This window comes from Litorivivens lipolytica (assembly GCF_014191715.1).
GTDB lineage: Bacteria > Pseudomonadota > Gammaproteobacteria > Pseudomonadales > Spongiibacteraceae > Litorivivens > Litorivivens lipolytica.
In genome coordinates this window covers 1,589,616-1,616,431 of the sequence record NZ_JACHWY010000001.1, presented here as the reverse complement: position 1 = coordinate 1,616,431, position 26,816 = coordinate 1,589,616, and the positions used below count along the sequence as shown (strand labels likewise).

The following is a 26,816-nucleotide window of genomic DNA, read 5'->3' as shown; positions in this document are numbered from 1 at the left end:
TCAAAACCACCTGCGTGCATACTTGGCCGATTTCTCCAGTGGCAATCGTCGCGACATCCTTTTAGTGGAGGGGCCTGACGGCAAGCTGTATTTCCCTGTTACAGAATTCAATGGGCTGGTTGATACGAAAGCAGTGTTGCGTTTTAGTGAAAATGTTCATGGCTGTAATCCCTGTATACCTCTGGAGTTGGTTGCTAACGCCCGGTTCGATGAGGCTACGACAAAAGCACAAATAGAGATATTTCCTCAGTATCAACCTGCGCAGCGAGTGGTGTCCACCATCGCTAGTCAGCAATCTATGCCGCTGGCTTATGGGGGAGGGTTTGCTGCGCAGTTTGATCTTCTGGGTAGGTACGAAGAGCGTACTGATGAAGAGCAGTATGCGATTGATGCCGACTTTGGCTTATCAATGGGTCGCACTGGGAATATTTATTCTTCGGTCATCCACTTTAAAGACGCGGAGACGATCCGAGGGCAGTCCTTTTACGAAAAATTTTTTGATGAATCACTTGTAAATCTTCAAATCGGAGATGTGACGACAGCGACGGATGGCTTTGGTGCGGCCGTCCAGCTGGGAGGCTTCAGGATACGCAGATCGTTTAATGTCGATCCAGACTATAACTACCGGCCGTTTTTTAAGTATGCGACAGATGCGAGATTGCCGGGAACTTTAGAGCTTTTTATTGATGGTCAGCGTGTAAAGCAGCAAGAATACCAAGAGGGGCGGCTTGAGTTTGAAAGTGGTTTCTATAGTCATGGCGATGAGCTGACTTTGGTTCTCACTGACTCGATTGGTAATAGGCGAGTAATACGGCAGTCATTATTCGATGTTACTCGTAATCTGGCGCCCGGCGTGTTTGATTTTGATATAGGTTACGGTGCAATTCGTGAGGGTGAGAACGAGTATCGCGGCGATTACGGCTTAGCCTGGGGTAGTGTCGGTGTCACCAATAATTGGACGCAAATCTTAAGTTATCAGGGTAATGGCGAGTTTGAGCAGGCGTCGACTGAGGTTATTCTGTCATTTGGAAAAAGTCTTTTGAATTTGCAGGGTGCATGGGCTGCAAATCGAGACAGACGTGAAGAAGGAAATTCGTTTACAGCCCAGTATAATTTGAGTTGGGGTGGGCTGCAGCGATGGGGCGAGGTGAACGCGGAGTACTTTGAAGCGGATCGCTTTCCTCGTTTTCGTCGAGCTGCGTTAAATGGACGCGGCAAGACTATCTCACTTGCCATGGGCGCTGGGCGAATTTACGGTAATGTTTCTGCATTCGATATAGCTGGCTTTACTGGCGGATCAGTTGGCGCGGGCTACAGTCTAAACAACTGGTATGTAGAGGCTGCGGCGGAATATCTGGAAACAGACGACTATTTGGCTACATTTACCATTGGCTATCGACCGCAGGGTCGGTACAAGCCAAGAGTGCGTGCGTCTCACGGCTGGGAAAAAAATAATCGTTCAGCAGGTGCGGATATCACAGGAAGCGTTCCTGTGGGAGACAATAGCCTTGGGTATCAGCTTGCCGCCGCCCAAGAATACGACCGCACTTCCACGGTGGATAGTCGCGCTGGATTAGCCTATCAGGGGGCGAAAGTGAGCGCCAGAGCGAGCTATAGCGATGTGAATAGCCTTGAGCGAACGAGTGCGCGGCTAACAACGGGTTTTGTCATTAGTCGACATGACGCATTTTTAACCTCTCGTCCAGTTTCTCAATCATATGCCACTGCAGTTACTCAGCAGCGCGATGTAGTTGTTAAAGGGGTGGGTTATTCGGACAAGTCAGGCGCCGATGGAGTTGCTTCGGTTCCAGTTCCTCCCTTTGCTGAAGTAAAGGTAAGAATCGATCGGGATTCGTTGAATCGAAGCGATGTTCTAGCTAAAGGTGCTGCTCCTGTTCGGGTTGCGAAGGGTAATTATGTCAATGTCGATATGCCCGTTATGCAGTCTCCTCTTATAATTCATATTTTGAATAATGGCGTTAACGATATCTTTGTTAATGGTGTGCCATTTGTGCATAACGACTTCGGTGCTTACGTCACCAAGTATCACCCGAATGAAAAGAATACGCTGGAAGTTGGCGGTAAATCTTACGATTTGGTGCTGCCTCTTGTTTTAGAAGAGTTGCCTATATATGAATTCGATCGTGACACAGGCCGCCTTTATAGAATCAGCGAGTTATTCCGGGAGCACTGATGTCCAGATATCTTATTTTGTTCTTTTTAACGGTGGCGTCTGGGTACTCGCTAGGTGGAGCCTTGCTAGACAGACTGATGCCCTTCAAAGACCATTTTTCTGAGTCTATTGAGGAGCGATGTTTTGGCGAGAACGCAGAGCCTAGTCTAGATGCGCAGTGTACGTTAGATGAAGCGACTCGTGAGACTATTGATGTACTTTTGCATGGAGATCCCGATCAAGTAATTGAGCTGGAGAGCGTTGCCGAAGCCATACGAGAGATGCTTGCAAGAGGGAGTTCTATCGACGAGGTCGTTGACGCTCTGCCGCCCTTTTTACAACGCCAGCTACCGTCCATGCTTCGCTCATCGAGTTGTGAGTTTGAGCATGGTGGCGAAGTGCAGATCGAATTTACTGGTGAAAACGTTGGTTACTCAACAGCTCCCTATGAGGATTACTTGGAGTTAGTAGTGGTTTGCGAATCACCGAGCCAATTTAAGGTTGTACTTGTCGAACTGGCCGATACGGTAAAGACTAGTTTCAATGCGGCTTATCACCCTCAATCTCGAGTAGATGTTCAATTGGTCGACGAGTTACATGTGACTCCGGCTAGAGTGACTCTCATGAGTGGGGGGGCGCTTTTATCCGAAACGGTGTTTGAAAGTAATGGAGGTGTGCAAGTGGTGCCCGTATTGGCGCGGCTGCATGCAATAGACGATTCAAAGAGGGCGCCTGACGGTGCTGGTGTTGTAACCGGTTTGCCCGCGAACGCTCGTCTTATAATCTATGAAATTAATTAGAGGGATCGCATCTCTGTGGGCCGCCGGAGTGGCCTGTGTGCGTTGTAGCCGTTATAATGCGCAGCCCAAATTCAGCGTCCTGCATTTACGCATCGGACAGAAGTGCGTGAGGAAGTCCAAGTGATTGAAAGTATTGTAAAAAAGTTGGTGTCCCTTGTGGTCTTGGGCTTGGCAGTATCCGCCTTCGCCATGACGGATCAACAGCGCGCCGAGATGGAAGAGCGGATCAAGCCGGCCGGCCAGGTGTGTATGGAAGGCGACAGCAGCTGTGGTTCCGCTTCTGCCGCGGGTAGCGGTAGCGGTAAATCTGCCGAAGAGATCTACAACACCTCCTGCATGGCCTGCCACACTACCGGCGCAGCGGGCGCTCCCAAGCTGGGTGATGTTGCTGCCTGGGAAGACCGCCTTGGTAAAGGGCTCGAAACGGTATACGCCAATGCCATCAACGGCATCAATGGCATGCCGCCAAAAGGTACCTGCATGAGCTGTTCTGACGAAGAGATTGAGGCGACCGTTGATTACATTCTTGAAAATAGTAAGTAGTCGCTAACCTTCTCGTCTCCAAAATGCCGCGCTTGTCGCGGCATTTTTTTGTCCAGGAATTTTTCCCGGCTTCGGCATTTGCGTATTGCAGTCGGCCGCTTGCGGCTGGACAGTGGGCTATTATCGCTGTAGTTATGGATGCTATGAATACGGATATGCCGCCTCCGGGCGCCAGTCAGCGAAGCCAGGCTGCCAAATCCGAATTGCTGGGACGGATCAGCGCCGCTTTGAAGGATGGGACCATTGAGTTGCCCAGCCTGCCCGATATTGCCCTGGAAGTGCGTTCGGTCGCGGCCGAGCGCGATCTGGGTGTGCCCGACTTGGTAAAGGTAATACAGCAGGACCCGGGTCTTAGCGCCTATCTGATCAAGATTTCCAACAGCGCCCACTACCAGAGAGCGAAGCCGGCATCGACGCTGTTGCAGGCGATTAGTCGCCTTGGTGTACCGAATACTCGCGATTACGCGTCGAGCTACGCCATTCGCACTCTGTTTTTTATGCGTAATCCCTCTGTGAAGGCGCAGCTGAGGACTATCTGGCAGCGCAGCGTGTATACCGCTTCTGTCGCCCACGTGATGGCTGGGCGTTGCAATTTCGCGCCTGACAGAGCACTACTTGCTGGCTTGATTCAGGATATCGGTGCCTTGCCTATTATGGCTCAGCTCGAAAACTACCCGGATCTGATTGCCGATCCCCTTGCCTTAAAGCAGCTGCTCCGAGATTTCACCGGCAAGATCAGTGCGCTTATTCTCAACGCGTGGAAGTTCGATACCGAGTTGGTCAATGTGGGCCTTGAGCGCGAGGCATGGCTAAGGGACAAAAAGCCAGAACCCGATCTCGCCGACCTGATCCTGATTGCTCGCTACCATACCTATATAGGGCAATCCGGCGGTGGGCCTTTACCTTGCCTGTCCAAAATGCCGGCTTTTCATAAGCTGGATCTCGGGGAAATGGAGCCGGAGGAAGGCCTGGCTTTTTTGAAAGAGGCGCGCGCTGAAGTGGAAGAGATGCGTCAGGCGCTGGTTTAGTCTCACCCCTTACCCAAAAAGCGGTTGTCATGTTGGCGCTGTGCACTTGCAGTGGTTTCTGCGCTAGAATGTTGTAACGATTACCGATCCTAATAAAGTCAGGAAAATATAATGATAATCAATCGCTTGCTGCTTAAAGGTAGTGTGGTTGCCGCCTTGGTACTGGTCGCGGCCTGCAGTGATGAACCCGCCGTGAGTGTCGACAGTCAGGCTGCAGCCGAACAGGCCCAGAATGTTTTGGCCTCCGGCGATGTGAACGACGGCAAGCAGCTGTATGTCGCCTGCCAGGCGTGTCACGGTGCTAAAGGCGGCGGCAATAAGGCTATGAATGCGCCCTCTCTGGTCAACCAGAGCCCCTGGTACGTTAAACGCCAGCTGATGGCTTTTAAGGAAGGCCGACGCGGCACGCATCCCGACGATGTCTATGGCCAGCAAATGGCGGCCATTGCCACAACGATTGCCGACGAGGCTGCTGTGGATTCACTGGTTGCCTATGTCGATTCCCTGCCAGATCGCGCGCCTGAAGCGACCCTTGATGGCAACGTGAAAAAGGGGGCTGACTTTTATTCCATGGTCTGTGGCTCCTGTCACGGCCCCAATGCGGAAGGCAACGAGTTGCTGGATTCACCGGCGCTGGCGGGTGTAGACGACTGGTATCTGGCGCGACAATTTGAGTTGTTCCGCAAAGGCATTCGCGGCGCCGATGACAAATACGGGCGGCAGATGGTGATGATGGCACCGGCGCTGCCCACCGAGGAAGACGTTCACAACGTCGTTAGCTATATCCAGTCTCTGGCCGAGTAAGTTCCCTCGATGAAGTGTTTGCGTTGGCTTGCCGTTTTTAGCCTGATAGCACCGGCGGTCTGGGCGGAAGACCCACAAGATGACTGGCAATTAAGTGAGGTCTGTCCGCCGGGATTCGTCCTAGAGGGCGAGAGCTGTAAATTCAGTTCGCTCTACAGTGAATACCCCTCCCTTCAGGATGCGGGCATGGGCGGCCTGAAAGTCGGCCTGCCAGAACCCCGCGATGGTTTTAAACCCGCAGAGATTGATCTTGGGCGCTTGCTCTTTTTTGATCCCGTGCTGAGTGGCGATGGTTCTGTGTCCTGTGCCAGTTGCCACCAACCCGACAAGGGCTTTACGGATGGTCGCGCCTTGAGTCGCGGTATTCATGGTCAGATTGCCGAGCGTTCGGCACCGAGCCTGTGGAATGTGGGCTTTCTCGACACCTTGTTCTGGGATGGTCGAGCCAAGTCGCTTGAAGAGCAGATGTTGGGGCCGCTCTACGCCGAGCATGAAATGGGCAATACCCCTGAACAATTGATGGCCAGCCTGTCGGCCAACCCGACCTACGTGAAGCTCTTTAAACAGGCTTTTCCGGAACGGGGATTGACGCTGGATACGGTGTATATTGCGTTGGCGGCTTTTGAGTCCTCGCTGATTTCTCTGAATAGTCGTTACGATCTTTATGCCCACGGTTTTCATGATGTTCTGAATCAAAATGAAATCGAGGGGATGAATATTTTCCGTTCCTTCGTGGCGCGCTGTGGTGAATGTCATACGCCGCCGCTGTTTACCAATCGGGAATTGGCGGTGCTGGGTACACCTGAGCCGACCGGACGACCGTTGGATATCGGCGCCGAGGGTCCGACTGGTGATCGTTCATTGCGCGGTGGCTTTAAAGTACCAACCCTGCGCAACATTGAACTGACCGCACCCTACATGCACTCCGGCCGCTTCAAAACCTTGCGCGAAACCGTTGAGTTTTACACCAAGGGCCGCGGCCATGCCGTGCCTGAAGGTGAACACCTGAGTATTCACTGGCATATCTGGGAGCCCAAACTCACGGATGCCGAACTGGATCGGCTGGTGGATTTTCTACTGACGCTGACCGACCAGAGCTTTATGCCGGTTATTCCTGAGCGTGTACCCTCCGGTCTGTCGGTGGTCGACGCGCTTAATCATTCCGAAATAACTACTACCCCTGTCGCAATGGGAGACACCCCATGAAGAAAATAACACTCCTGCTCAGCCTGCTGCTGTGCCTGCCTGCTATGGCGAAAGACATTATCGTCAAAGACGGCGATTCCATTCAGGCTGCCGTTAATGAAGCTGTCAGCGGCGATGTGATTCTGATTCACCCCGGCACTTACCGCGAGAGCGTGTATGTCGACAAGGACAACATCACCCTGCGCGGTGTCGTTGTGGAAGGCGAGTGGCCGGTGATGGAAGGCGACCACAAACTGAATGACGCCATCCTTTACTCGGGAAATAACTTTACCGTCGAATGGCTCAAGATCGTGCACTACAAAGGCAACGCGATCATGGGGCAGTCCGGTAACAACTACGTGATCCGCAACAACTGGGTTGTGGATACCGGGGTGTACGGCATCTTCCCCCAGTACGGTAAAAACGGCTTGATCGAATACAACGTGCTGAGCGGCATTGAAGATGCCGCGATTTACGTGGGCATGTGCGACAACGTCGATGTAAAACACAACGAAGTTTTCGACAGCGTTGCGGGTATCGAAATTGAAAATACCCGTCACGCGCTGGTGGAGAACAACTACGCCCACAACAACACTGCTGGCATTCTGGTATTTATCACCCCCGGTCTGCCGATTAAAACGGCTTACGACATCATTGTTCGCGACAACTTTGTGGTGAACAACAACACCCCCAATTTCGGTGCGCCGGGCTCTATCGTGTCTAAAGTGCCGGTCGGGGTTGGTATTGTTGTGATGGCGGCGGACGATGTGAAAATCGAAGGTAATATCATCACCGGCAACCAGACAGCGGGTATCGTTATTACTGACTTGGCCTTTGTAACCGATGTGGCAAGCGACAAGGAAAGCGAACCGAACCCCGACAACATCAAAGTGCTGGACAACCTGATGTTCAATAACGGTTTTGATCCGGTAGCCGAAGTGAAAGCGGCCATGCTGACCAAGTTCAAAACCACCGGGCCGGATATTCTCGCCAACATCGGCAGCGCTCAGGAGCCGGATAACTGCATTCTGAATGCGGAGCGCTATACCTCCTTCGGTATTGGCAAGTGGAGCAAGTGCGAACTCACAACCACTGCCGATGTAACCACCTACCTGTTACCGGCAGATGCAGCACCACGTGAGATTGAAACTGACGCCGATCGCGTGGCGCGTTTGTACAAGGGCATTTGTGCCGGCTGTCACGCCTACAACCTGCGCATGATCGGTCCGCCGGCCATGGCAATTCAGGCGCAGTACTACGACAACCCACAGGGTATCGCCGACTATCTCGCCAACCCGGTGAAGAAGCGTCCGGATTTTCCGCCCATGCCGTCACAGGGGCATCTGTCAGAAGAGCTGCGTTTGAAAGTGGCTGAATATATGCTGTGTCTGTCACCTAAAAACCTTGAAGCCGTTGCGGCGAATCAGGGGCAGGTGGCCAAGTGTGAAAAAATGTCCAAATGATCGACGCGTGAAGGGACTTACCCTCTCCCTGGGGGAGAGGGTCGGGTAAGGGATGCCCGTTGCTGGAGAACTCATAATGAATAAACACTCGGGCAGCATTGCCTTTCTGCTTCTCGCCACCGCCATACCCACCGTCGCTAAAGACCTTTCACTGGAAGAGGTCGTGGTTACGGCCCAAAAGCGTGAACAAAACGCGCAGACGGTGCCGGTCACGGTCGATACTTTTACCTCAACCGATGTGGAAAACACCGGCGCCCTGATTCTCGAGGATATGCAGGATTACATCCCCGGTTTTCAGGTGGGTGATGACGTTCACGGCGGCGGGATAACCCAGTCTCAGCTGATCGTGCGGGGGGTAGAGGGCTCCAATATCAGTACCGGTGGCGACCCATCGGTGGCGACCTTTTACGATGAAGTCTATTTGCCGAAAGCGGCAACTACTGTCGCCTTTTCTGATATGCAGCAGATCGAAGTATTGAAAGGGCCACAGGGAACCTTGTTTGGTCGCAACGCCGCAGCCGGCGTGGTGAATATGATTCCCAACGCGCCGAGTGAGGAAACCGAGGCGCTGCTCAGTGCGCGAATCGGTAACTATAACCTGCAGCGCTACGAAGCCATGGGCAATATGGCGCTGGGTGGTTTGGCGCTGCGCGTTAATGCCTTGACCAATCAGCGCGATGCGGTGGTTGAGAACTTTGGTCCGTCACCCAATGACCCTCGTGAACAGGATAATCAGGCAGCTCGACTGGCCGCCCGCTGGGATGCCCTAGACTGGTTGACGCTGCAACTGGCCTATGACTACGACAAGGTTGATAACGGCCCGAAAGCAGTACTCGGGGTACTTAATGACCGCACGAACTTTCCCGATCCTCAAGAACGTAAACTGAATACCGATGTAATTGAGGGGCGCGAAAGTCGTGGCATGGATGCATGGACCGCCAAGGCCCTGTTCGATATTAACGAGCAGTGGGCGGGTAAATTCATCACCAGTTATCGCCAGTTTGAGACCTTTAATCTGCAGGACGAAGATGGAACCTCGGACTACGACGTCTACGTTGATACCAACAACATCGAAGACTCGGATATTTTTTACAACGAGCTGCAGTTCAACTTTACCGGTGAATATCTCGATCTGGTGTTTGGCCTGAACTACAGCGAAGAGGATACCTTTCAGCGGACCGACTTGCGCTTCAGTACGGCCGCTGCCGCTTCGTTGGCATCGGCCCAAGTCGGTATTCCGCCTACCTTGATCAATACACTGGCGGGTCCTGCCTATGAAGGCACCTACGGTCAGGAGAGCATGATCAACACCGGCAACTTCAAAAACTATGGTTTTTACGGTGATGCAGACTTTACCCTCAACGACCAGTGGAATCTGATTTTCGGCCTGCGTTACTCCAAGGATGAAAAGGCCTTTACCTGGCACGCCCCGCTGTCGGATTTCGTTATTGCTCAGGCGATTGGTGAAAACCTGATCTTCAACACCGAGAATAACGAACCGGAATCCGCCGAGGATGAGTGGAGCAAGGTCACCGGGCGCGCGGTGGTCAACTATCAGATCACTGAGTCGGCCATGACCTACCTTTCCTACTCGACGGGTTACAAGTCTGGCGGCTTTGATTCTCTCAATCCTAATACCGGCAAGGTACCGCTGGAGCCGGAAGAAGTGACCAATATTGAGCTGGGTATTAAAGGTGACTTCTTTGATCGCCATGTGCGCACTCAGGTCGCGCTGTTCTATATGGAAATTGAAGGGCGTCAGGAATCCATTGAATCCCAAGAGCCGGGTTCCGGTGCGGCGGTGCCGACGGTCATTAACACAGACGAAGAATATACCGGCACAGAGATTACGGTTGACTGGCTGATCAGCGATCAGCTGCGCGCAGGTTTAATCTACACCTACCGTGAGCAGGACTCCGAGCGAGAAGCTCATTTCGATTCTCAGGCGCAATTTCAGGGGGCGCAGCAGGTCAATACCACTGCGCCTCAGGATTACACTCTGACCCTCGATTGGTCGCCTGAGTTGTCGTTCGGCTCAATTCTGTTCCATATGGACTACGTGTTTAAAGACAATACCCAGCCGGAAGACGAAGATCATCAGGACCGCTTTTTCCAGGTGCCCGGTTACGGTGACGATTCCAAGCTGCTGAACGCGCGTATTCTGTTTGTGCCGGTAAATACCCGGGTAGAAGTCGCGCTGTGGGGGCGGAATCTGCTGGATGACAAGGGTATTTCCCAGCCGGGTGGGCTCACCGGTGATCTGTTGGGTACTTACCACGTGGGTGTACAGGACCCGACGACCTACGGTGTGGATGTGAAGTGGGTCTATTAATCCGTCGCTTTCACGCTATGCTTGGAATATGAGCAGTGAAATCCCGCGACTGATTCTATTTGACTGGCACGGCACACTGGTGGATACCAGTGATGCCATGTTCAGCGCCATGGCCGATATGCTGCCGTTGCTGGAGGAGCTGGGGCTGGTTAAAGCTCTGCTGCCCGAGGCAGAGTGTGCCACCGAGGCGGATGCCCGGCTGGTGCGCTATATCCGTATATTCCGGCGTTTGCACCCGCGCATTCTCGCAGAGCGAAGAGTGTCGCGCACGGAAATCTTCAACGCCATTTTTGGCGACAACAAAGAAGCCAAACGCATTGCTCACGATGCCTACAATCACTGTTATCGCGATCACTTTGGCAAGGTCAAACCCTTTCAGGAAGGTATTTTTGAATACCTGACAGCCCTGCGTACCGCCGGCATTCGCCTGGGTGTGGCGACCAATCGCAGCCGCGAGTTTCTGGAATATGAGCTGGCAACGGTGGATGGTGGGCGTTGGCAGTCGCTATTTGATACGACGGTCTGTGCTGATGATGTCAGCGCTTACAAACCCGACCCGGAAATGCTACAGCGCGCGATGGCCGATGCTCAAGAGGCGAATGGCGAGCAGGTCTGGTATGTGGCCGACAGTATGGTGGATATGCAGTCCGCCAAGAATGCCGGTGTGCAAGGCGTATTTTACAACGGTGGTTTTTGGGAAGTGCCCGCCCTGCGACTGGCTTTCAGCGGCTACAAGCCCCGTGCAGTGATCGCGAGCTTTGATGAGCTGTTCGATATCCTTGAGCCGCTGGATGCTTCACTGATCAAGGCTGTACGACCGCCAGCGTTCCCGGCGCCTCAGCCGCCGCCACCGCGCATTGAACCGGATTGGAACCCGGCGGTCGCTAAACTGCATACACCCGATGTCATCCTGTTCGACTGGCACGCCACGCTGGTGGATACGCTCGACGCCATGTATCACGCGGTCGACGATATGCTGCCTGAGTTGGCCAGTCTCGGTCTGTTGGAGCGCTTGGTACGCCCGGAAGACAGTCGCTCCCCGGAAGACGCCAAACTGGTGGAGTATGTACAGAGTTTTAATCGCCTCCACCCTAAAGTGCGCGCCGACCGCAAGATCTCACGCACGGATATCTTTGAAGTGCTGTTTGGCAAAGATGAAGAAGCCAAGCGAATCGCGCATAAAGCCTTTAATGCTCATTACCGCAACCACTACGGCGAGGTAGAGCCCTTCGAGCCGAAGGTGCGCGCCATGCTGGAAGGGCTGCGCAAATTACCCTTGAAGATCGGGGTGATTACTAATCGTGACCGGGAGTTTTTCGAACACGAGCTGGCGGCGGTGGAAGGCACGGGCTGGGCGGAATTGTTCGATACCGATGTCTGCGGTGACGATACCCCTCTGCGCAAACCTCATCCCGATCAATTGCTGCTGGCCGCAGAAAAGGTTGGCGCAAAGGCGGATCGCAAGGCCTGGTATGTGGGCGACAGCACCACCGATATTGTTGCGGCCAAGCGGGCGGGCATGACTGCGGTATTCTTCAATGGTGCCCTGTGGGATCTGCCCTGGCTACACAAAATCTTCCCCGGCACCAAGGCCCATCCCCATAAGCCGGATGTGGTGGTTAACGATTTCTCCGAGTTCTGGGCATTGACCCTGGCCTGTGAGCGTCACCGGGGCGGCGAATAAACGATCGCCGCTTTGGGGGAGTAAGGCTGGAGAAGCGGTTTATTGGGCGCGGAAAAATACGAAATCTCCGCCGCTATGTCCGGAGTTCCGTATGACTTTGTATTCCGGGATCTGTTCGGCATTCCCGGCGACCGGCTCGCGGATGCCTCGAGAGAACAATTCGTTGGCGGTAAAGATGGATTCCGACGTTTCATTCATCGCTTTCAAAAACGCATTGGCGAAAACGGAGTGACTACCGCCGCCACCGTCTTTCACCGGTTCCTTTCCACCGCTGGAGATCAAGACTCTGGACGGTCGGCTTTTCATTTTTTGAATATAGCGCGCACGCGTGTCAGCCCCCTCCAGACTTGTGTCTGCGCTGCGGGTGATGGTTCCGGAAAAGCAGCTGTCAGCGACCACCAGAATGCTGCGGGCGGAGATCAGTTTGAGGTGATCCGTGATGGCCTTGGATTCGAGCCACTGGGTATTGTCATCTTTACGTGCGTTGTAGGGCAGCCAATAAGAGGCGTCGGTGGATTCAATAAACTGGCCGTGCCCGGCGTAGTAAATCAGTAAATTGTCTTGGGGAGTCAGGCTTTTGCGTGCCTCGTTTAGTGCGCCCAGTATGGTTTCCCGGCTCGCTTCCTTATCCAGTAGCACACGCGTTTCAAAGTTATATTGGCTGGCAAGGGTTTGGCTGACGGCAATTGCATCGGCAACAGCCGTGTTCAGTGGTTTGAAGTGCTCGTAGTCGTTGATACCAATAATCAACGCGTAGTTTCGACCTTGTAATCCATTGAGCCCGGAGCGGTCAGTTGAGGTGTCTTCCTGTTGGGAAGTGTCCTCATTTGCATCGGTCGAGCCGGACGAGAAGTTGGAGTCGTCCTCGTCCATGATGTCGTTGAGTTGCTGATCGCGAACTGTGCGTTTACAGCCGTAGCCGGTATTGCGGTCGCAAGGGTTGCTACTTCGCTCACCCGTGTCTTCATCCTCGGAACTTGAGCTGTCTTCACTGTCATCAGAGGCAGATGAGAAGTTGGAGTCGTCCTCGTCCATGATGTCGTTGAGCTGTTGATCGCGAACCGTGCGTGTACAGCCGTAACCGGTATTGCGGTCGCAAGGGTTGCCACTGCGCTCACCGGTGTCTTCATCCTCGGAGCTTGAGCTGTCTTCACTGTCATCAGAGGCTGATGAGAAGTTGGAATCGTCCTCATCCATAATGTCGTTGAGCTGTTGATCACGAACGGTACGTTTGCAGCCGTAGCCTGTATTTCGGTCACAAGGGTTGCCACTGCGTTCGGTATCGCTTTCCTTGTCTTCAGGCTTTTCTACGCGGCCTTCGCGTTGTGCTTTGAAGGCTTCTGCTTGTTGCTGTTTGTATCGCTCAAATTCATTCGCAAGACTTACCGAGGGAACCAGTGCCAAGATAAGGCTGATAAGGATTATTGTTCTCATTGTGAGTGTCCGAATCGAGTGAAGTTTTAAGGATACCGTCACTGTGACGAGGAAAACAGCCGCCTGGAATAGTTTCGGCCTGGCTAACGGGAAAGCCTGCGCAACAGGAGAGTATGCTAATAGCGCGGTAAATTGGCTTTGAGGCTCGATATAACGGGTTGGTATGTGGGCAACATGCCGATATTTTTTCGTCAGAAACGGGCGGGATTACCACGGTATTCTTTCTGGTGCCCTGTGGGATCTGCCCTGGCTGCACAAAATCTTCCCCGGCACCGAGGCACATCCCCACAAGCCAGATGTGGTGGTTAACGATTTTTCCGAGTTCTGGGCCTTGGTATTGGCCTGCACATTCAGGTCAGACGCAAAGTCATGTAGTCCTTGGGTGAGTGCCCCGTCCAACCTTTGAAGGCCTTGCTGAAATTGCTGGCGTTGGTATATCCCAATTCCCAGGCGATGCTCTCGACCGTCAGTTTTCCCTCTTCCAACATGGCGATGGCGCGGTTAAAGCGCTCGGAATTTTTGATTCGCTGGAAGCTGGTGTCGTCCTGCCCCAGTTTGCGTTTGAGACTGGTGGGCGACATAAACAACGCAGCCGCCACTTCTTCCACACTGAGCCAGTGCTTGTCGGCTTCGTTGTATAGCAGTTCCCGCACCTGATTACTTAACGTAATGCCCCGCGCTTTCATCGCATCCAGTTCTTCCGCGCACTTGGCCAGCGCTGCCCGGGAGAGTTCCGGATTGTGCAGTGCCGGTTGCAGGTTCAACAATTCAGCGGGACACACAATCGCATTGCAGTCGGCGTTAAATTCGATGTCTAGGGGCGGTTGTAGCGAGCGATTTTTCACACCGCGATCCGGAAAAACAGTCAGTATGCGGATGTCGCGATCATCGTGGAGCCGGCCGATAAACTGTTTCGCCATCAGCGCAAGACAACTGAGCATGGTCAGGGTGAAAAGCTCGGCAATCGCCGGGTTAAGTTCCATAACAGCCTCGGCAGCAGGTTCATCGCTCCCACCCAGAACAACGCGACTTAGCGGCGCATCAAGCTCCGGAATCAGGCGCATGGTTTCCACCCGAATGCCGATATAAACACACAGCAATTCAATGGCCTGGCGCAAATTGCTACAGCTGCTTATGGCGAAACCCAGCGTGCCGTGGCGAGACAGGGTCAGGCGCCGCGCGTAATCGTAAGGTGTAAGAGGGTCGTTCAGCAGAGCCGGACAATTAACGATCACTTGCACCATGGACTCACTGCCGATTTTTACCTGATCACGGATAAATACATCCATCGGCAGGCCTGTGCCCGCCAGCACCTGTTGCGGTTCGATGCCGCGCTCAAAAGCCAGTTCCTGCAGGGCGGCGAGGTATTCCACGGCAATCAGTTTGTCGCCTTTGCCCATGGCGTTTACAGACATTCAGGCATCCCGTTGTTGTTATCCAGCGGCCAGATTGGTCCGAAATCACCACAAGCTGGCACGTATTCATCTGTGTGAGCCCTAATCATCGCTCTAAGATCAGCCTTCAATCAAGGTTAATACCCTGTCGAGGAGAGTCTACATGGAGCAGCGCGATCAACGGTCTGCTGAATTACCGGCAGAAACACCGGAATCCGGGATGGCGAAAATTCTGCCACGCAATGTGCAGTTCGATTTCAATCTGGAGATGGACAAATACTGGTACGGCGGCAACAGCTTGCTGACGGCCTGGATGTGCGCGCTGTCGGCGATGTTTCCGCCGGGCGAAAAGGAATTTATCCGCTCCATCCGCGCCTACGAGAAACTGATTCGCGATCCTCGCCTGAAAGCCGATATCAAGGGTTTTATCGGACAGGAAGGCTTTCACCAGATCAACCACAAGCGTGTAAACGTTTTTATCGAGAAAAAGAGCGGTCTGCGGGTTACGGATCTGGAGCAGGGCGTTGCCGATCATATTGCCGATATGCTGAAAACGGCCAAGCTCAGTGATGCGCAGTTGTTGGCCTCAACCGTCAGCCTGGAGCATATCACCGCCATCATGGGTGATTGGCTGCTGTCGAATAAATCGGCCACCGAACCGGCGCCAAAGATCTTTGGCGATCTGATTCTGTGGCATGCGGTGGAAGAACTGGAACACAAATCGGTGGCCTTTGACGTTTACATGCAGTGCGTAGGCGATCGCAATCTGCTGCGCCGTGTCATGTTTGTAACCACCCTCGGTTTTTGTTTTTCGCTGTTGCGTATGCAGTGCAAGTTGTTGTGGTGGGAGAAAAAACTGCCGTCGCCACGCGATATCTGGGGAATGCTCAAATTCAATTTTGGCAAGAGCGGCGTTATCCGCAACGTTTTTATTCCCTATCTGGCGTTCTACAAGAAAGACTTTCACCCAGACAACACTGACGAATCTCACCTCATTCGAGAGTGGATTCAGGCCTATCCCGAGTTGGCGGGGGCCAGCAAGTGAAGCCCTCGGCACCGGTCGTTGCAATCAGTGGTGCGGCCTCGGGGATTGGTCGTGCTCTGGCGCATCACTACGCCAGTCGTGGGGCCAGACTCTCGCTGTCTGATGTAAGCACACTGGAGGTTGTAGCGGGCGAATGCCGGCTTCGCGGCGCAGCCGATGTGTTATGTGCCACGGTTGATGTGAGTAACCGGCATCAGGTTCAGGCCTGGGCGGAGCGCAGCCAGCGCCACTTCGGTGTGATCAATATTGTGATCAACAACGCCGGAGTCAATCTCAGCGGCTGTTTTGAACAAATGGAACGCGAAGACTTTCACTGGCAAATGGATATCAACTTCTGGGGCGTGGTTAATGGCTGCGAAGCCTTTTTGCCCTGGTTGAAGCAGGCCCCGTGGGGGCATGTGGTCAATGTGTCCAGCCTGTTTGGACTGATCGCGATGCCCAATCAGAGCGCCTATAACGCCTCCAAGTTTGCGGTAAAGGGTTTTACTGAAAGCCTGGCGCTGGAGATGGCGCAAAGCAGTTACAACATTCAAGTCAGTACGGTTCATCCGGGCGGCATACAAACCAATATCGTTAACAGCGCCCGTTTTGGCTGTCCGCAAAAGGGTGTGCTGGATATCGACGAAGCCAAGCAAACCTTCAATACCAAACTCGCGAGAACCACAGCGGCAGAGGCCGCAGCCATCATTGTGAAAGGCATCGAGCAGCGCAAGCGCCGCATTCTTGTGGGCAGGGATGCCCGCGCCCTGGATGTTGTACAGCGATTGTTGCCCGCCCTCTATCAGCGACTCGTGTTGCGTTACGTCCCCTGACTGCTGTTGTCGCAAGGAAAACGTTATGAAAGAAGAGAACGCCAAGGTCATTATCATAGGTTCCGGTTTTGCCGGCCTGGGTATGGCGATCAATCTGAAAAAGGCCGGGGTGGATGATTTCATTCTGCTGGAAAGGGCAGAGGACGTGGGTGGCGCTTGGCGCGACAACCACTATCCTGGCTGCGCTTGCGATGTGGAAAGCTTGCTGTATTCCTTTTCGTTTGAACCCAAGCGCGACTGGACACGCAAATTTGCAGAGAGCGGCGAGATCTACGATTACCTGCGTCACTGCGCGCGCAAGTACGGCATCTATCCGCATATCCGCTTTTCCCGCAGCATGGCCAGCGCCGAGTTTGACGAGCACAAGGCGCGGTGGAATCTTCGCGACGACAACGATAATCGCTATAGCTGCCAGTTTCTGGTGTCTGCGCTGGGCCCCTTGAGTAATCCCGTTATTCCGGATTTCAAGGGTCTGGAATCCTTTGGCGGGCCAGCGTTCCACTCGGCTCACTGGGATCACACAGTCGATCTCACCAACAAGCACGTTGCCATCGTGGGCAGTGGCGCCAGTACCATTCAGTTTTTGCCCAAAGTGGCGGAGCAGGCGGCCTCCGTTACGCTGTTTCAGCGCACAGCACCGTGGGTGATGCCGAAGCTGGATCGTCCGTTTACGGAGCGTGAACATCGGCTGTTCCGAAGGTTTCCGCTGTATCAAAAACTCTGGCGAAGCTTTATCTATTGGCGCGCGGAGTTGTTCCTCAATGGCTTGCTTAACACGGATAACTGGTTGCACAAGCGTGCAGAAAAGCTGATCGGCAAGTATCTGGCGCATCAGATACCCGATGCTCAGTTGAGAGAAAAAGTGCGCCCGAAATTTGCGCTGGGTTGCAAGCGCACCTTGCTGAGCAACGACTACTATCCTGCCCTGATGCGCGACAATGTGGCCGTGGTAGATCGCGGTGTGCAATCCGTGACAGCCACCGGTGTGGTTGATGCAGACGGTGTGGAACACAGCGCCGATGCCATCCTGTTTGGCACCGGGTTTCGGGTAGACGATCCGCTTTCCGGTATCAGTGTGCGAGGTCTGGACGGTCGCAATCTGAACGACGAGTGGCGCAGCAACGCCTTTTCCAGTTACTACGGCACCACCGTCAGCGGCTATCCGAACCTGTTGGTTCTGGCCGGGCCCAATACCGGGATCGGGCATACCTCGCTGGTGTATATGCTCGAACAACAGATCGGCTACGCCATGAAATACATCCGATTGGCGGACTCAGTGGAAAACGGTTATCTGAATGTGAAGCCGGACGTGCAGCAGCTTCACCAGGAGAACCAGCAGGCCAGTTTCAAGGGAACCGCCTGGGCGTCTGGCTGCGATAGCTGGTATCTCACCCAGGGCGGTAAAAACTTCACGATCTGGCCGACCTTCACGTTTCGCTACGCACGTGCGCTGAAACAACTGCGCAGACAGCATTATGTGTTGCACAGCGCGAGCGGCATTACCGGGCAGGAGGCGCTGGCACAATGAGTGTGCTAACGATTGTACGCGTGCTGGCCGCGGGTGTTTTTGTTGTCGCCCTTCTGGCTTCGCTTGCTGTGTGGGGATTACCGCGACAAACCACCGAGGTCCTGGCCAAGGTTCAGCGACTGCAGGCAGGCGCGAAGTATGGTGAGCAAAAACTGGGAAGCGGGGTAACCCTGTCCTATCTGGACAGTGACCCGCTGGCCGAGGCCAAGCCGGTGCTGTTGCTGGTGCACGGTATTACCTCCAACAAGGATATCTGGCTGCCCCTGCTCAAGCGATATCCCGAGTATCGGGTGATTGCTGTCGATCTTCCCGGCCACGGTGACAGCCGCGAGCCCGCCGGATTTGATTACCGGGTGGAAAACCTCGCGGCACAGTTGGCGGGGTTTGTGGAAGCGCTGCAGCTTGGCGATATTCACCTTGTGGGCAATTCACTGGGCGGCCTGGTAAGCGGCTTGTACAGCGCAGACCATCCGGACAAGGTTGCTTCATTGGTATTGATGAATACCGCCGGTATCGATGCCCCGGTAAAAAGCGATTTCATGCAGCAGGCGCTGGGTGATGCCGGGCGTCACTTCAATCCCCTGTTGGTAAAAACCGCAGACGATTTCGATACCAAGCTGGCGGCAGTAGTCGCCCGTCCGCCGGTATTACCGGCGCCCGTGCGGCGGTTGGCCGTTGCGCAGGAACTGGATCGTATCGAGATCAATACCCTCCTGTTCGACGCGGTATTGGCGGACGAGACCAATATGCACAAGCTGGAACCGCTGCTGCCACGGTTGCAGCCGCCGGTGCTGGTGTTGTGGGGCGACAGCGACCGGGTGTTTCACGCATCGACGGTTGAGCGCGCAAAACAACTCGCCCCCGCGGTGCAGACCGAAGTTCTCGCCAACTGCGGGCACCTGCCCATGATTGAAGCCACGGGCCGAACAGCAACAGCTATGCGCGCCTTTTTTACCCTGTCGGCGCACTCTTCACAAACAAGCTCGCCTTCGCAGACAAGTCAGAGTGTCAGGTCGGGTACATGAGCAGGTTTTCATCACCTCTCACGGCAGCGCCGGCGCTGGTTATTTACTGGCTGTCCTGTTACTCCGGCGCCCTGCTCGCGACCAATATGGCTTCGCTGTCGCAGCTGGCGCAAAGCTTCGGGCTGGAGAGCGCGGGTTTGGCGCGGATGTTGTCGGCCTTGGCGCTGGGCGGTGTGCTGGCCTTGTATGGCGCACGGCTCAGTGATCGGTTGGGACGCCGGCGCATGTTGTTAATGTCGGCCTTGCTTTCCTATCCGGTCGCACTCGCAACCGCCTTTGCACCCAGCGTGCAGTGGTACGTGGGTTTGCAAATGATCGCGGCGGGGCTGGTCGGCACTTTGCACATCACCACATTGGTGGCTATTGAGGAGCATCTGCCAGCCTCGCTCAAGGCGAAAGGGCAGGCCTGGGTTGGTGTGTTTTTTGTGGTAGGCAACGGCGGGGGCCTGATGTTTGTTGCCATTACTTCCCACTGGATCGCGGCGGACAGCTGGCGTTACGTGTGGGGCTTTTTCGCTTTGGCGGCTGTTTTACATCCCCTGGCCGCCTTTTTTCTTGTTGAAACACCGGAGTTTGTGGCGAGCCAACAGGCGCAGCGCGGCCATAACTCCGGCGGCAACCGCTGGCGGGATCTGTTATCCCCAAGCCATGCACGGCTTACGCTCTGTCTATTTGCCGCACTGTTTTGCTGGGATCTGGCGCAGGCCGGTGTCAATGCCTGGTTGATCTACCACCCGATGGAAAACCTGGGTATCACCCAATCCTGGATGACCGTGATCTTCATCGTGGGAGGCTGGCCCGCCTTGTTCGGCTTTGCCCTGGGCGTGTGGCTGCGGGATCACCTGGGCGGCTACCGCACGGCGATGCTGGCGAGCTGCCTGATAGCGGCCGCTGGCAATGCCGTATTTTACGGGCTTAAACCGGAGGCTCCGCTACTGCTGGCGCTGCTGACAACGGCGTATATCGTCGGGCTGTTGATGGCCAATGCCCTGATGGTGAATGTTCGTTTGTTTATCAATGAACACTATCCGATACAGCAACGGGCCAGCATGCAGTCGCTGGTTATTTTTGCGAATGCTTTTTCTGCGGTGTTGGCGCAGTTGCTGATTGCCGGCTTGATAGAACCTCTGGGCGGCGTCGCGCTGGCGGTGCTTGGTTTGCTGACGCTGAAGATTGCAGCGGCGCTGTTGTTTGTTGGGCTACCGCGACTGGCGGTGATCAAAAACGCAGAGCCCTGTGCGGTACAGGCAGGTGTCTCACATCTGCACGCGAATGGCGGGGTGAAGCCCCGTCCGGTCTGACTGAAGTAATCCCCCAGTTCGGGGAAGGAAATGAGTATGAAAACCACAATAAAAAAACGTCGCCATGGTCGCAGCGCACCGGATTCTTCCTGCCGCTCCCTTACATTGGCGGGGGTGCTGTTGGCCGCTCCTGCGCTGGGAGATATTCGTGTATTGGAGGAGGTAATTGTTACCGCTCAGAAAACAGCGCAAAGCCTGCAGGATGTGCCCATCTCTGTATCGGCGGTGACCGGGGATACGTTGCGCCAGGCCAACATCAGCACACTCGCCGAGTTGGCGGTGCAACTGCCCAACGTCAACTTTGCCTCTGAAGGCCAGCAGAACAATCAGGTATACATTCGCGGTTTTGGCACCAATCCCTTTAACCCCAGCTTTGAGAGTTCGGTGGGTTTGGTTCGAGATGAGGTGTTTTACGGTCGCAGCGCCTATTTCAGCGAAGTGCCGTTTGATATCGAACGGATCGAGGTACTGCGCGGGCCGCAGGGCACCCTGTTTGGCAAAAACACGGTGGCGGGTGTGTTCAACCTGACATCGCGGGGCGTTACCGAGGAACCGCAGCTCTATTTGGAGATGGGCAGCTCCGAGCACGGTGGCCGCAAAGCCGAACTGGCGACCGGTGCCATGCTGGGTGACAGTGCTGGCGTGCGATTGGCTGCCGTGCACAACAGTACCGATGGCGAGTTATACAACACGGCGCTGGATCGCAATGAAGAGAACCCGGACTACAATGCCCAGCGGGTGAAATTCTTGTGGTTGCCGCACGATGCCGTTGAAGTGGAGCTACTGGCGCAGCGATCCGATACCGAAATGAATCACTGGCCCCAGCAGTTGTGGCAGCTGGACGACGACAGTCGCAACTATCTCGAACAGTTTGATGCTCAGGTGGAAGACGATCCCTACAACGGCACGAGCAGTATGAACACGCCAGGCTTTTTGCAGCGCGATACCTCGACGATTGCCTTGAAAACCGAAGTGGATTTTGGTGCGGCGCTGGGGCTCGAGCAGCTGGATATGACCGTGGTGGCGGCGCGCAGTGAATTGACGCTGGATGTGGTGGCGGATCTGGACGCCTCACCCGCAGATATCGCCACTATGTTTGCCTTTGATGAGCATCTGCAGCACACGCTGGAATGGCGTTTCAGCGGCAGCAACGACGGTCTGTTCGGCCTCGGCAGCAGTCTCGATTTTGTTGGCGGGCTCTTCTATTACAGTGCGGACTACGGTTTTGACGGCGGTTTCAAGCAAGGTGAGGACACTACCGATTACGTATTGACCGAGGATGCAGCCGAACTGGCGGGTGACTTCGCCGTGGCGATTCCGGCCCTCTACGCCCTCACCCTGACGCAGGACAACCAGCGCTTTGATCTGGACTTCACACGGGATACCCGTTCGCTCGGATTGTTCGGTCAGTTCACCTGGTTTGTCACCGATACCTTTCTGGTAACGCCGGGCCTGCGCGTTAACCGCGAAACCAAGCGCGCTGATGTGCGCGGCACTCTGGGCTGTGACCGGGCGATCCCCGAATCGCCGTGTACCTTCGGGTTGGTTCTGGGGGCGCAGACCTATGCGCTGACAGATCAGGAGCGCAGCGTGACGGATATCTCGCCCAAGCTGTCGTTGATGTATGCGCCGAGCGATGAACTCAATGTTTACCTTACCGCGTCGCAGGGCTTCAAGAGTGGCGGCTACAACGCCTTGTCGTTTACCGGAGAGCAATTGACCTTTGACGATGAGCTGGCCCGCAGTGTGGAAATCGGCAGCAAGGGCCGTTTCTTTGACCGCAGTCTGAGTGTCAATCTGGCTTTGTTTCACACCGAGTTTGATGACCTGCAGGTGCTGGCTTACAACGGGGTGTTTTTCGATGTGCGCAACGCTGCCACCGCTACCTCGCGCGGCCTGGAAGTTGACTGGCAATGGCTGACCCCCTGGCAGCCACTGAGCATCAATGGCGCGCTGGGCATCCTGGATAGCACCTACGACAGTTATCCCGGCGCCCCTGCACCCTATGCGGCTGGTCGTGATTCAGAGCAGGATCTGGCCGGTGGCGAAGTTGCCTATTCGCCCGAGCACTCGTTGACTGTCAGCCCCATGTTGCAGATTCCTCTGGGCAATCGTCATGGGCTGCAAGCAGTCCTGGATGTGGTACATACCGGCGATAAATACACGGATACGGATCTTGATCCGAATTCGCTGGTCAAAGCGAACACCAAGCTGAATCTGCGTGTCAGCATCGGCCATATCAGCCAGTTGTGGAGCTTTACGGTAGGCATCAAGAACCTTACCGACGAGAAAACCCTCAACATCGTGACCGATGCGCCTTTCTTCCCCGGCAGCTACTATGCGCATCAGTCGCCGGGAAGGGCCGTGTACAGCGCGGTTCGGCTGGATTGGTAGCCCCCGTGTTTATGCTGGCGGGCACTCTACAGTGCGCACACCAGGATAAAGATGATGAGCAGATTGTTGGTTATTTTGCTGCTGGCCATGGCCTCATGCAGTGCAACCCGGGCGGATGTCGACGGCGGCTGGAAGCTGGAAAAGCAAAAGGATGGCATCAGCGTGTACAGCCGGGAAAGGGATGACTCGGACTATCGGGAGTTTCGCGCCGAAGCCTTTGTTGCGGCGCAGCTGAATCAGCTGATGGGGGTGCTGGACGATACCGCCGCCTGCCCGCGCTGGATGCACAATTGCCTGGCCCCGGTGCTGCTGGCGGAACCCGATGTGCTGGAGCGCTTTACCTACATGCGCAATGATCTGCCCTGGCCCTACAAGGATCGCGCCCTGCTGGTGCGATCCAGCATCACGCCCGGGGATACCGAGGTGCGTATCGCTCTGCAAGGCATCGAACGGGAAGCGTTGCCAGCCGCGGCCCGTGACAAGCTGCCGGATCTCGGCAGCTATCCCTGGGCCGAACGCTTTGCCGGTGAGTTCACCTTTGTCCCGGTAGAGGGTGGGCATCAGGTGTCCTATCGTCTCCACATTGATCTCGGTGGTTCGCCATCGGCGACCCTGGCCAATGGCGTCATTGCGGAAACCCCGCTGAAAACCCTGGCTGGACTACGTGCCATTGTGGAAGAGCAGCGCTATCGCGACTTCGAGATTCCGGCCTGGGAGTCGGTGCCGGCAACCGCTGCCCCAAACAGATAGTGAACAGTAGTGTTGATTTGTTATGGTGGGGCCGATTTCTAAAATTCCGGAGATACCCATGAACAAAGGTTCAGTAGAAGACCGCCTCGCGATTCGCGAGCTGTGTGAAGAATTTGCCGCCGGCGCCATGCGGATCGACGCCGATGCCTGGGGTGAAACCTGGGCGGAAGAGGGTGTGTGGGGTCTGCCTTCCATGGAAACGCCGGTGGCCGGGAAGCAGAATGTGGTTGAAGCCTTCCGCGAAAAGCTCGCCTACGTGGAATTTATGAGCATGATTTCCTTCCCCGCCGAGCTGAATATAGAGGGCGACAAGGCAACCGGCAAATGCTATTGCCGCGAATTGATTTACCCCATGGCGGGGGGCAGGTTGTGGTGGTAGGCTGCTTCGATGATGAATACGTCAAGCGCGATGGCCGTTGGTATTTCACCAAGCGTATCTACGAAGTGATGGGTAAGGGCTAGGAAGCCCTTTTAACTGGCCTGACTCGTCATCGGGTTTCTGCTCTCCGCATAACGTTCTATCGGAATCAATTCCGGTTTGTGTAAGTAGTAGCCTTGCACGAAATCAACGCCGATCTGATCCAGAGTGCGGCACTCTGCCTCCGTTTCCACGAATTCTGCGATGGTTTTCAGGTTCATGGCAGCACCGATATCCTGCATGGATTGCACGATGGCTTTCAGGGTGTCGTCACTTTCGATTCCCCTGACAAATGCGCCGTCAATCTTCAGGTAGCTCACCGGGATGGATTGCAGGTTCTTGAATGAGGAAAAGCCCGTGCCAAAGTCATCCAGTGCAAACTCGAATCCGAGTTCTCGCAAGTAGTTAATGGTTGAGAGGCAGGTTTCCATATTATCGAGCGCCGAGGATTCAGTGATCTCAAACATGATGCGTTGCGTATCGATCGCGTACTTTTCCAGCAATGCATCAACAAATGCCGGGAATCGCTCCTGACATATAGTCTGAGCTGACAGGTTGATGGCGTAGTGATCCGCATCGTCCCCGTTAACGTGGCAGTACTCAAAGACTTTACCTAACACGTAGCGGTCAATCTCCGGCATAAGCTGATAACGCTCGGCAATTGGGAGGAATAGTCCGGGAGAAATGATTCGGCCGCCCACACCTTGCATTCTCACCAGGATTTCCCAGTGATGCAGTGAGTGGTCGCTGGTTGAGCAGATTTTCTGTCTGGCTAGTAGTAGTCGATTTTCCGTCAATGAGCGGTTGATCTCATCCAGCCATTCCGACTGATTCTGCGCGTTGTTGTACAGATGGTGGTCTTTATCCAGAATTTGCACGGTATTGCGCCCGGCGAGCTTGGCCGAGCGGCAGGCGGCATCGGCTGCGCTTAGCACTTCGCTGCTGGAGGAAAACTCGTGGCTCATTGTGGAAATTCCAATAGACGCACTGACGTTAAATAATCGTCCGTCGTGGTGGAATGAGAGCTTCTCAATATCATCACAAATGGATAAGGCTACGCGCTCGCAAACATGTTGCGGGCAATCCTCTATCAGTATGCAAAACTCGTCTCCCCCCATTCGGGCAGCGTGATCCTGCGGTTTGATACGACTTTGGATTAGCGTGGAAATACGACGCAACAGCGCGTCGCCGGCGGCGTGCCCGGCAACGTCATTCACAGGCTTAAAGTGGTCAATGTTGATAAAAATAACGCCGCTTTCGAGGTTCGTAGCTTGGTGTTGTTCAAATGCCTTTTGCAGTCTCTGCTCAAATTCTTTTCGGTTGAGCAAGTGGGTCAGTTCATCATGATTCGCAGTGTTTTTCCCATGATGTATGCCGGCTTTTTCTTCCAGTAGAAACAGGCAGCCGTGCATCATGCTGCGGCACTTAACGACCAGTTCGTAGGGGCCGTTGGGCAGAGAAGGGATGTCAAACTCCTTGCGACGACCACTCAATACCAGATTTTGATACATGTCGCTGATATCGGGCGTTTTGTCAAAAAGCGACGAGTAGTGTTCATCGAGGTAGTCATTGGCCTGGTGACCTTCGCCGTACCCCAGAAGCTCAATGGCTCGTTGATTAACTACCGATACAATCCCTGAGGCCCCAAGCGCAACAACGCCGTGGGAGATGCTTCCCATCAGTCCAAAAAAAAGTTGGTCAATGGAGTCTGCAGTGTCGTTAGCGTGATTCATTGCTGAATCTCCTTACAACAAGCACGGTTGCGTCTTCTTCCGGCACCGCGCTTTGATTAAAAATCTGTGAGGCGAGAGTGTAGGCATCGCTGTCTACTATGGGTTCTGTAACCTGTGAGAGGTCGACGCCGTCTGAGGCAATGACCGTGAATGTGGCTAACTCTCCAGTCGGCTTTTCTGCTTGAAAACAGGCAGCCTGAGCGTTACCGACGACATGGCACTCTGCACCAAAGGGGCTTATTCGGAGTAAGGCAAAATGGACTTCGTCATTGTCGTAGTAGTCGCCGAGGCAACGCTGTAATTCGGTCCCGAGCTCTTCCAGTGAGCTATGTCGATGCGAGATAGAAACTTCTCTCAGTATTTGGCTGGCGTTGTGATCAAGTGATTTGAATGCGCCCAGATCGGCGACCATTACCAACACCGTATCGCCGCGTGATTCTTGTGTTAGGAAGATGTCTTTGTTGTAGGTGCTGTTTTCCGCAGGCAGGGATACCACGTCGTAGTCGATTTCGTTCGTGGGGACATGCAGATACTGTCGCAGTGCGATGGTGGTGCCGCTGCTATCGTTGCGTAGAACGCTAAAATCTTCGCAGGCGCGGTGTGCCGCGCTTAATCCCAGCCCGAGCGTGCCGGCAGTCGAGTGTCCTTCAGTAAAGGCCTGTGCCAGGCTTCCAATACCCGGGCCATTGTCACCGATTACGGCCTCAATCCCGCGCTGATTGTCGGTTAGGTGAACTTCTGCCGCCCCGCCACGGCCATGGACAATGGCATTCATGGCAATTTCGGAAATGGCGTTGGCGAAGGCTGCCGCTTCGAAGGTCATAATCCCCAAAGCTTCTGCCTGCTCCCGGGCATACCGGGACAGGGTGTAGGCATCCGCTTCTTCAACTAAGTTGAAGCGTAGGGTTTCCATGCCGGTTTCAGCGGCGAAAGGGTCCTCGGACTCGGCTGCAGAGATACCATTTGGCAC

Annotated in this window: 21 protein-coding genes and 1 pseudogene; 18 read left to right on the top strand and 4 right to left on the bottom strand. The window is 54.6% G+C overall.

Going from position 1 to position 26,816, the window contains the following annotated elements:
• Positions 1-22: 22 nt before the first annotated feature.
• The 9 genes from FHR99_RS07430 to FHR99_RS07390 all read left to right on the top strand — a co-directional run bounded on the left by FHR99_RS07430 (position 23) and on the right by FHR99_RS07390 (position 12,012).
• The gene (locus tag FHR99_RS07430) at positions 23-2,194 is read left to right on the top strand and encodes a fimbria/pilus outer membrane usher protein (protein WP_183409871.1); all 2,172 of its coding nucleotides are present in this window, start codon (positions 23-25) and stop codon (positions 2,192-2,194) included.
• The gene (locus FHR99_RS07425; RefSeq protein ID WP_183409870.1) at positions 2,194-2,973 is read left to right on the top strand and encodes a hypothetical protein; all 780 of its coding nucleotides are present in this window, start codon (positions 2,194-2,196) and stop codon (positions 2,971-2,973) included. The genes FHR99_RS07430 and FHR99_RS07425 overlap by 1 nt, the downstream gene beginning before the upstream one ends.
• 120 nt (positions 2,974-3,093) lie before the next feature.
• Entirely contained in the window at positions 3,094-3,516 is a 423-nt protein-coding gene (locus FHR99_RS07420) for a c-type cytochrome (RefSeq protein ID WP_343067441.1), read from the top strand.
• Positions 3,517-3,650: 134 nt separating this feature from the next.
• Positions 3,651-4,544: an HDOD domain-containing protein gene (locus tag FHR99_RS07415; protein ID WP_183409869.1), complete on the top strand. Its 894-nt coding sequence runs from the start codon at positions 3,651-3,653 to the stop codon at positions 4,542-4,544.
• Positions 4,545-4,655: 111 nt separating this feature from the next.
• A complete protein-coding gene (locus tag FHR99_RS07410) occupies positions 4,656-5,348 on the top strand; it encodes a c-type cytochrome (RefSeq protein WP_183409868.1) in 693 nt (230 codons plus the stop codon).
• Positions 5,349-5,357: 9 nt separating this feature from the next.
• Positions 5,358-6,554: a cytochrome-c peroxidase gene (locus FHR99_RS07405; protein ID WP_183409867.1), complete on the top strand. Its 1,197-nt coding sequence runs from the start codon at positions 5,358-5,360 to the stop codon at positions 6,552-6,554.
• Positions 6,551-7,996: a parallel beta-helix domain-containing protein gene (locus FHR99_RS07400; protein WP_183409866.1), complete on the top strand. Its 1,446-nt coding sequence runs from the start codon at positions 6,551-6,553 to the stop codon at positions 7,994-7,996. The genes FHR99_RS07405 and FHR99_RS07400 overlap by 4 nt, the downstream gene beginning before the upstream one ends.
• Before the next feature lie 76 nt (positions 7,997-8,072).
• Entirely contained in the window at positions 8,073-10,328 is a 2,256-nt protein-coding gene (locus FHR99_RS07395) for a TonB-dependent receptor (protein ID WP_183409865.1), read from the top strand.
• Between the two features lie 28 nt (positions 10,329-10,356).
• On the top strand, positions 10,357-12,012 hold the full coding sequence (locus FHR99_RS07390; protein WP_183409864.1) for an HAD family hydrolase: 1,656 nt from the start codon (positions 10,357-10,359) through the stop codon (positions 12,010-12,012).
• A gap of 39 nt (positions 12,013-12,051) precedes the next feature.
• Here FHR99_RS07390 and FHR99_RS07385 read toward each other — a convergent pair whose 3' ends face one another.
• Positions 12,052-13,446, bottom strand: a complete 1,395-nt coding sequence (locus FHR99_RS07385; protein ID WP_183409863.1) for a caspase family protein — start codon at positions 13,444-13,446, stop codon at positions 12,052-12,054.
• Positions 13,447-13,649: 203 nt separating this feature from the next.
• On the opposite strand from FHR99_RS07385, the pseudogene FHR99_RS16635 reads away from it, so the two are divergent.
• Positions 13,650-13,852: pseudogene (locus tag FHR99_RS16635) on the top strand (hypothetical protein); the annotation flags it as partial.
• On the opposite strand, the gene FHR99_RS07380 reads toward FHR99_RS16635, so the two are convergent.
• A complete protein-coding gene (locus FHR99_RS07380; RefSeq protein ID WP_183409862.1) occupies positions 13,797-14,861 on the bottom strand; it encodes an AraC family transcriptional regulator in 1,065 nt (354 codons plus the stop codon). The pseudogene FHR99_RS16635 and the gene FHR99_RS07380 overlap by 56 nt on opposite strands.
• A gap of 142 nt (positions 14,862-15,003) precedes the next feature.
• On the opposite strand from FHR99_RS07380, the gene FHR99_RS07375 reads away from it, so the two are divergent.
• Genes FHR99_RS07375 through FHR99_RS07340 form a run of 8 tightly spaced genes read left to right on the top strand, consistent with a single transcriptional unit; the run spans position 15,004 to position 24,074 of the window.
• The gene (locus tag FHR99_RS07375; protein ID WP_183409861.1) at positions 15,004-15,885 is read left to right on the top strand and encodes a metal-dependent hydrolase; all 882 of its coding nucleotides are present in this window, start codon (positions 15,004-15,006) and stop codon (positions 15,883-15,885) included.
• Entirely contained in the window at positions 15,882-16,697 is an 816-nt protein-coding gene (locus FHR99_RS07370; RefSeq protein ID WP_183409860.1) for an SDR family NAD(P)-dependent oxidoreductase, read from the top strand. The genes FHR99_RS07375 and FHR99_RS07370 overlap by 4 nt, the downstream gene beginning before the upstream one ends.
• Before the next feature lie 25 nt (positions 16,698-16,722).
• Positions 16,723-18,225, top strand: a complete 1,503-nt coding sequence (locus FHR99_RS07365) for a flavin-containing monooxygenase (RefSeq protein WP_183409859.1) — start codon at positions 16,723-16,725, stop codon at positions 18,223-18,225.
• Positions 18,222-19,250 (top strand): alpha/beta fold hydrolase, encoded by a 1,029-nt coding sequence (locus FHR99_RS07360; RefSeq protein ID WP_183409858.1) that lies wholly within the window; start codon positions 18,222-18,224, stop codon positions 19,248-19,250. The genes FHR99_RS07365 and FHR99_RS07360 overlap by 4 nt, the downstream gene beginning before the upstream one ends.
• Positions 19,247-20,551 carry an MFS transporter gene (locus FHR99_RS07355; RefSeq protein WP_183409857.1) on the top strand — a complete coding sequence of 435 codons (1,305 nt, stop codon included), beginning with the start codon at positions 19,247-19,249 and terminating at the stop codon, positions 20,549-20,551. The genes FHR99_RS07360 and FHR99_RS07355 overlap by 4 nt, the downstream gene beginning before the upstream one ends.
• 36 nt (positions 20,552-20,587) lie before the next feature.
• Positions 20,588-22,945: a TonB-dependent receptor gene (locus FHR99_RS07350; protein ID WP_183409856.1), complete on the top strand. Its 2,358-nt coding sequence runs from the start codon at positions 20,588-20,590 to the stop codon at positions 22,943-22,945.
• Positions 22,946-22,999: 54 nt separating this feature from the next.
• Positions 23,000-23,695, top strand: a complete 696-nt coding sequence (locus FHR99_RS07345; protein ID WP_183409855.1) for an SRPBCC family protein — start codon at positions 23,000-23,002, stop codon at positions 23,693-23,695.
• A gap of 58 nt (positions 23,696-23,753) precedes the next feature.
• Positions 23,754-24,074, top strand: coding sequence for a nuclear transport factor 2 family protein (locus tag FHR99_RS07340; RefSeq protein WP_183409854.1), 321 nt, complete (start codon positions 23,754-23,756; stop codon positions 24,072-24,074).
• Between the two features lie 92 nt (positions 24,075-24,166).
• Here FHR99_RS07340 and FHR99_RS07335 read toward each other — a convergent pair whose 3' ends face one another.
• Together FHR99_RS07335 and FHR99_RS07330 are read right to left on the bottom strand one after the other, a co-directional pair.
• Positions 24,167-25,846, bottom strand: coding sequence for a putative bifunctional diguanylate cyclase/phosphodiesterase (locus FHR99_RS07335; protein ID WP_183409853.1), 1,680 nt, complete (start codon positions 25,844-25,846; stop codon positions 24,167-24,169).
• Positions 25,833-26,816 carry an ATP-binding protein gene (locus tag FHR99_RS07330; protein WP_183409852.1) on the bottom strand — a complete coding sequence of 328 codons (984 nt, stop codon included), beginning with the start codon at positions 26,814-26,816 and terminating at the stop codon, positions 25,833-25,835. The genes FHR99_RS07335 and FHR99_RS07330 overlap by 14 nt, the downstream gene beginning before the upstream one ends.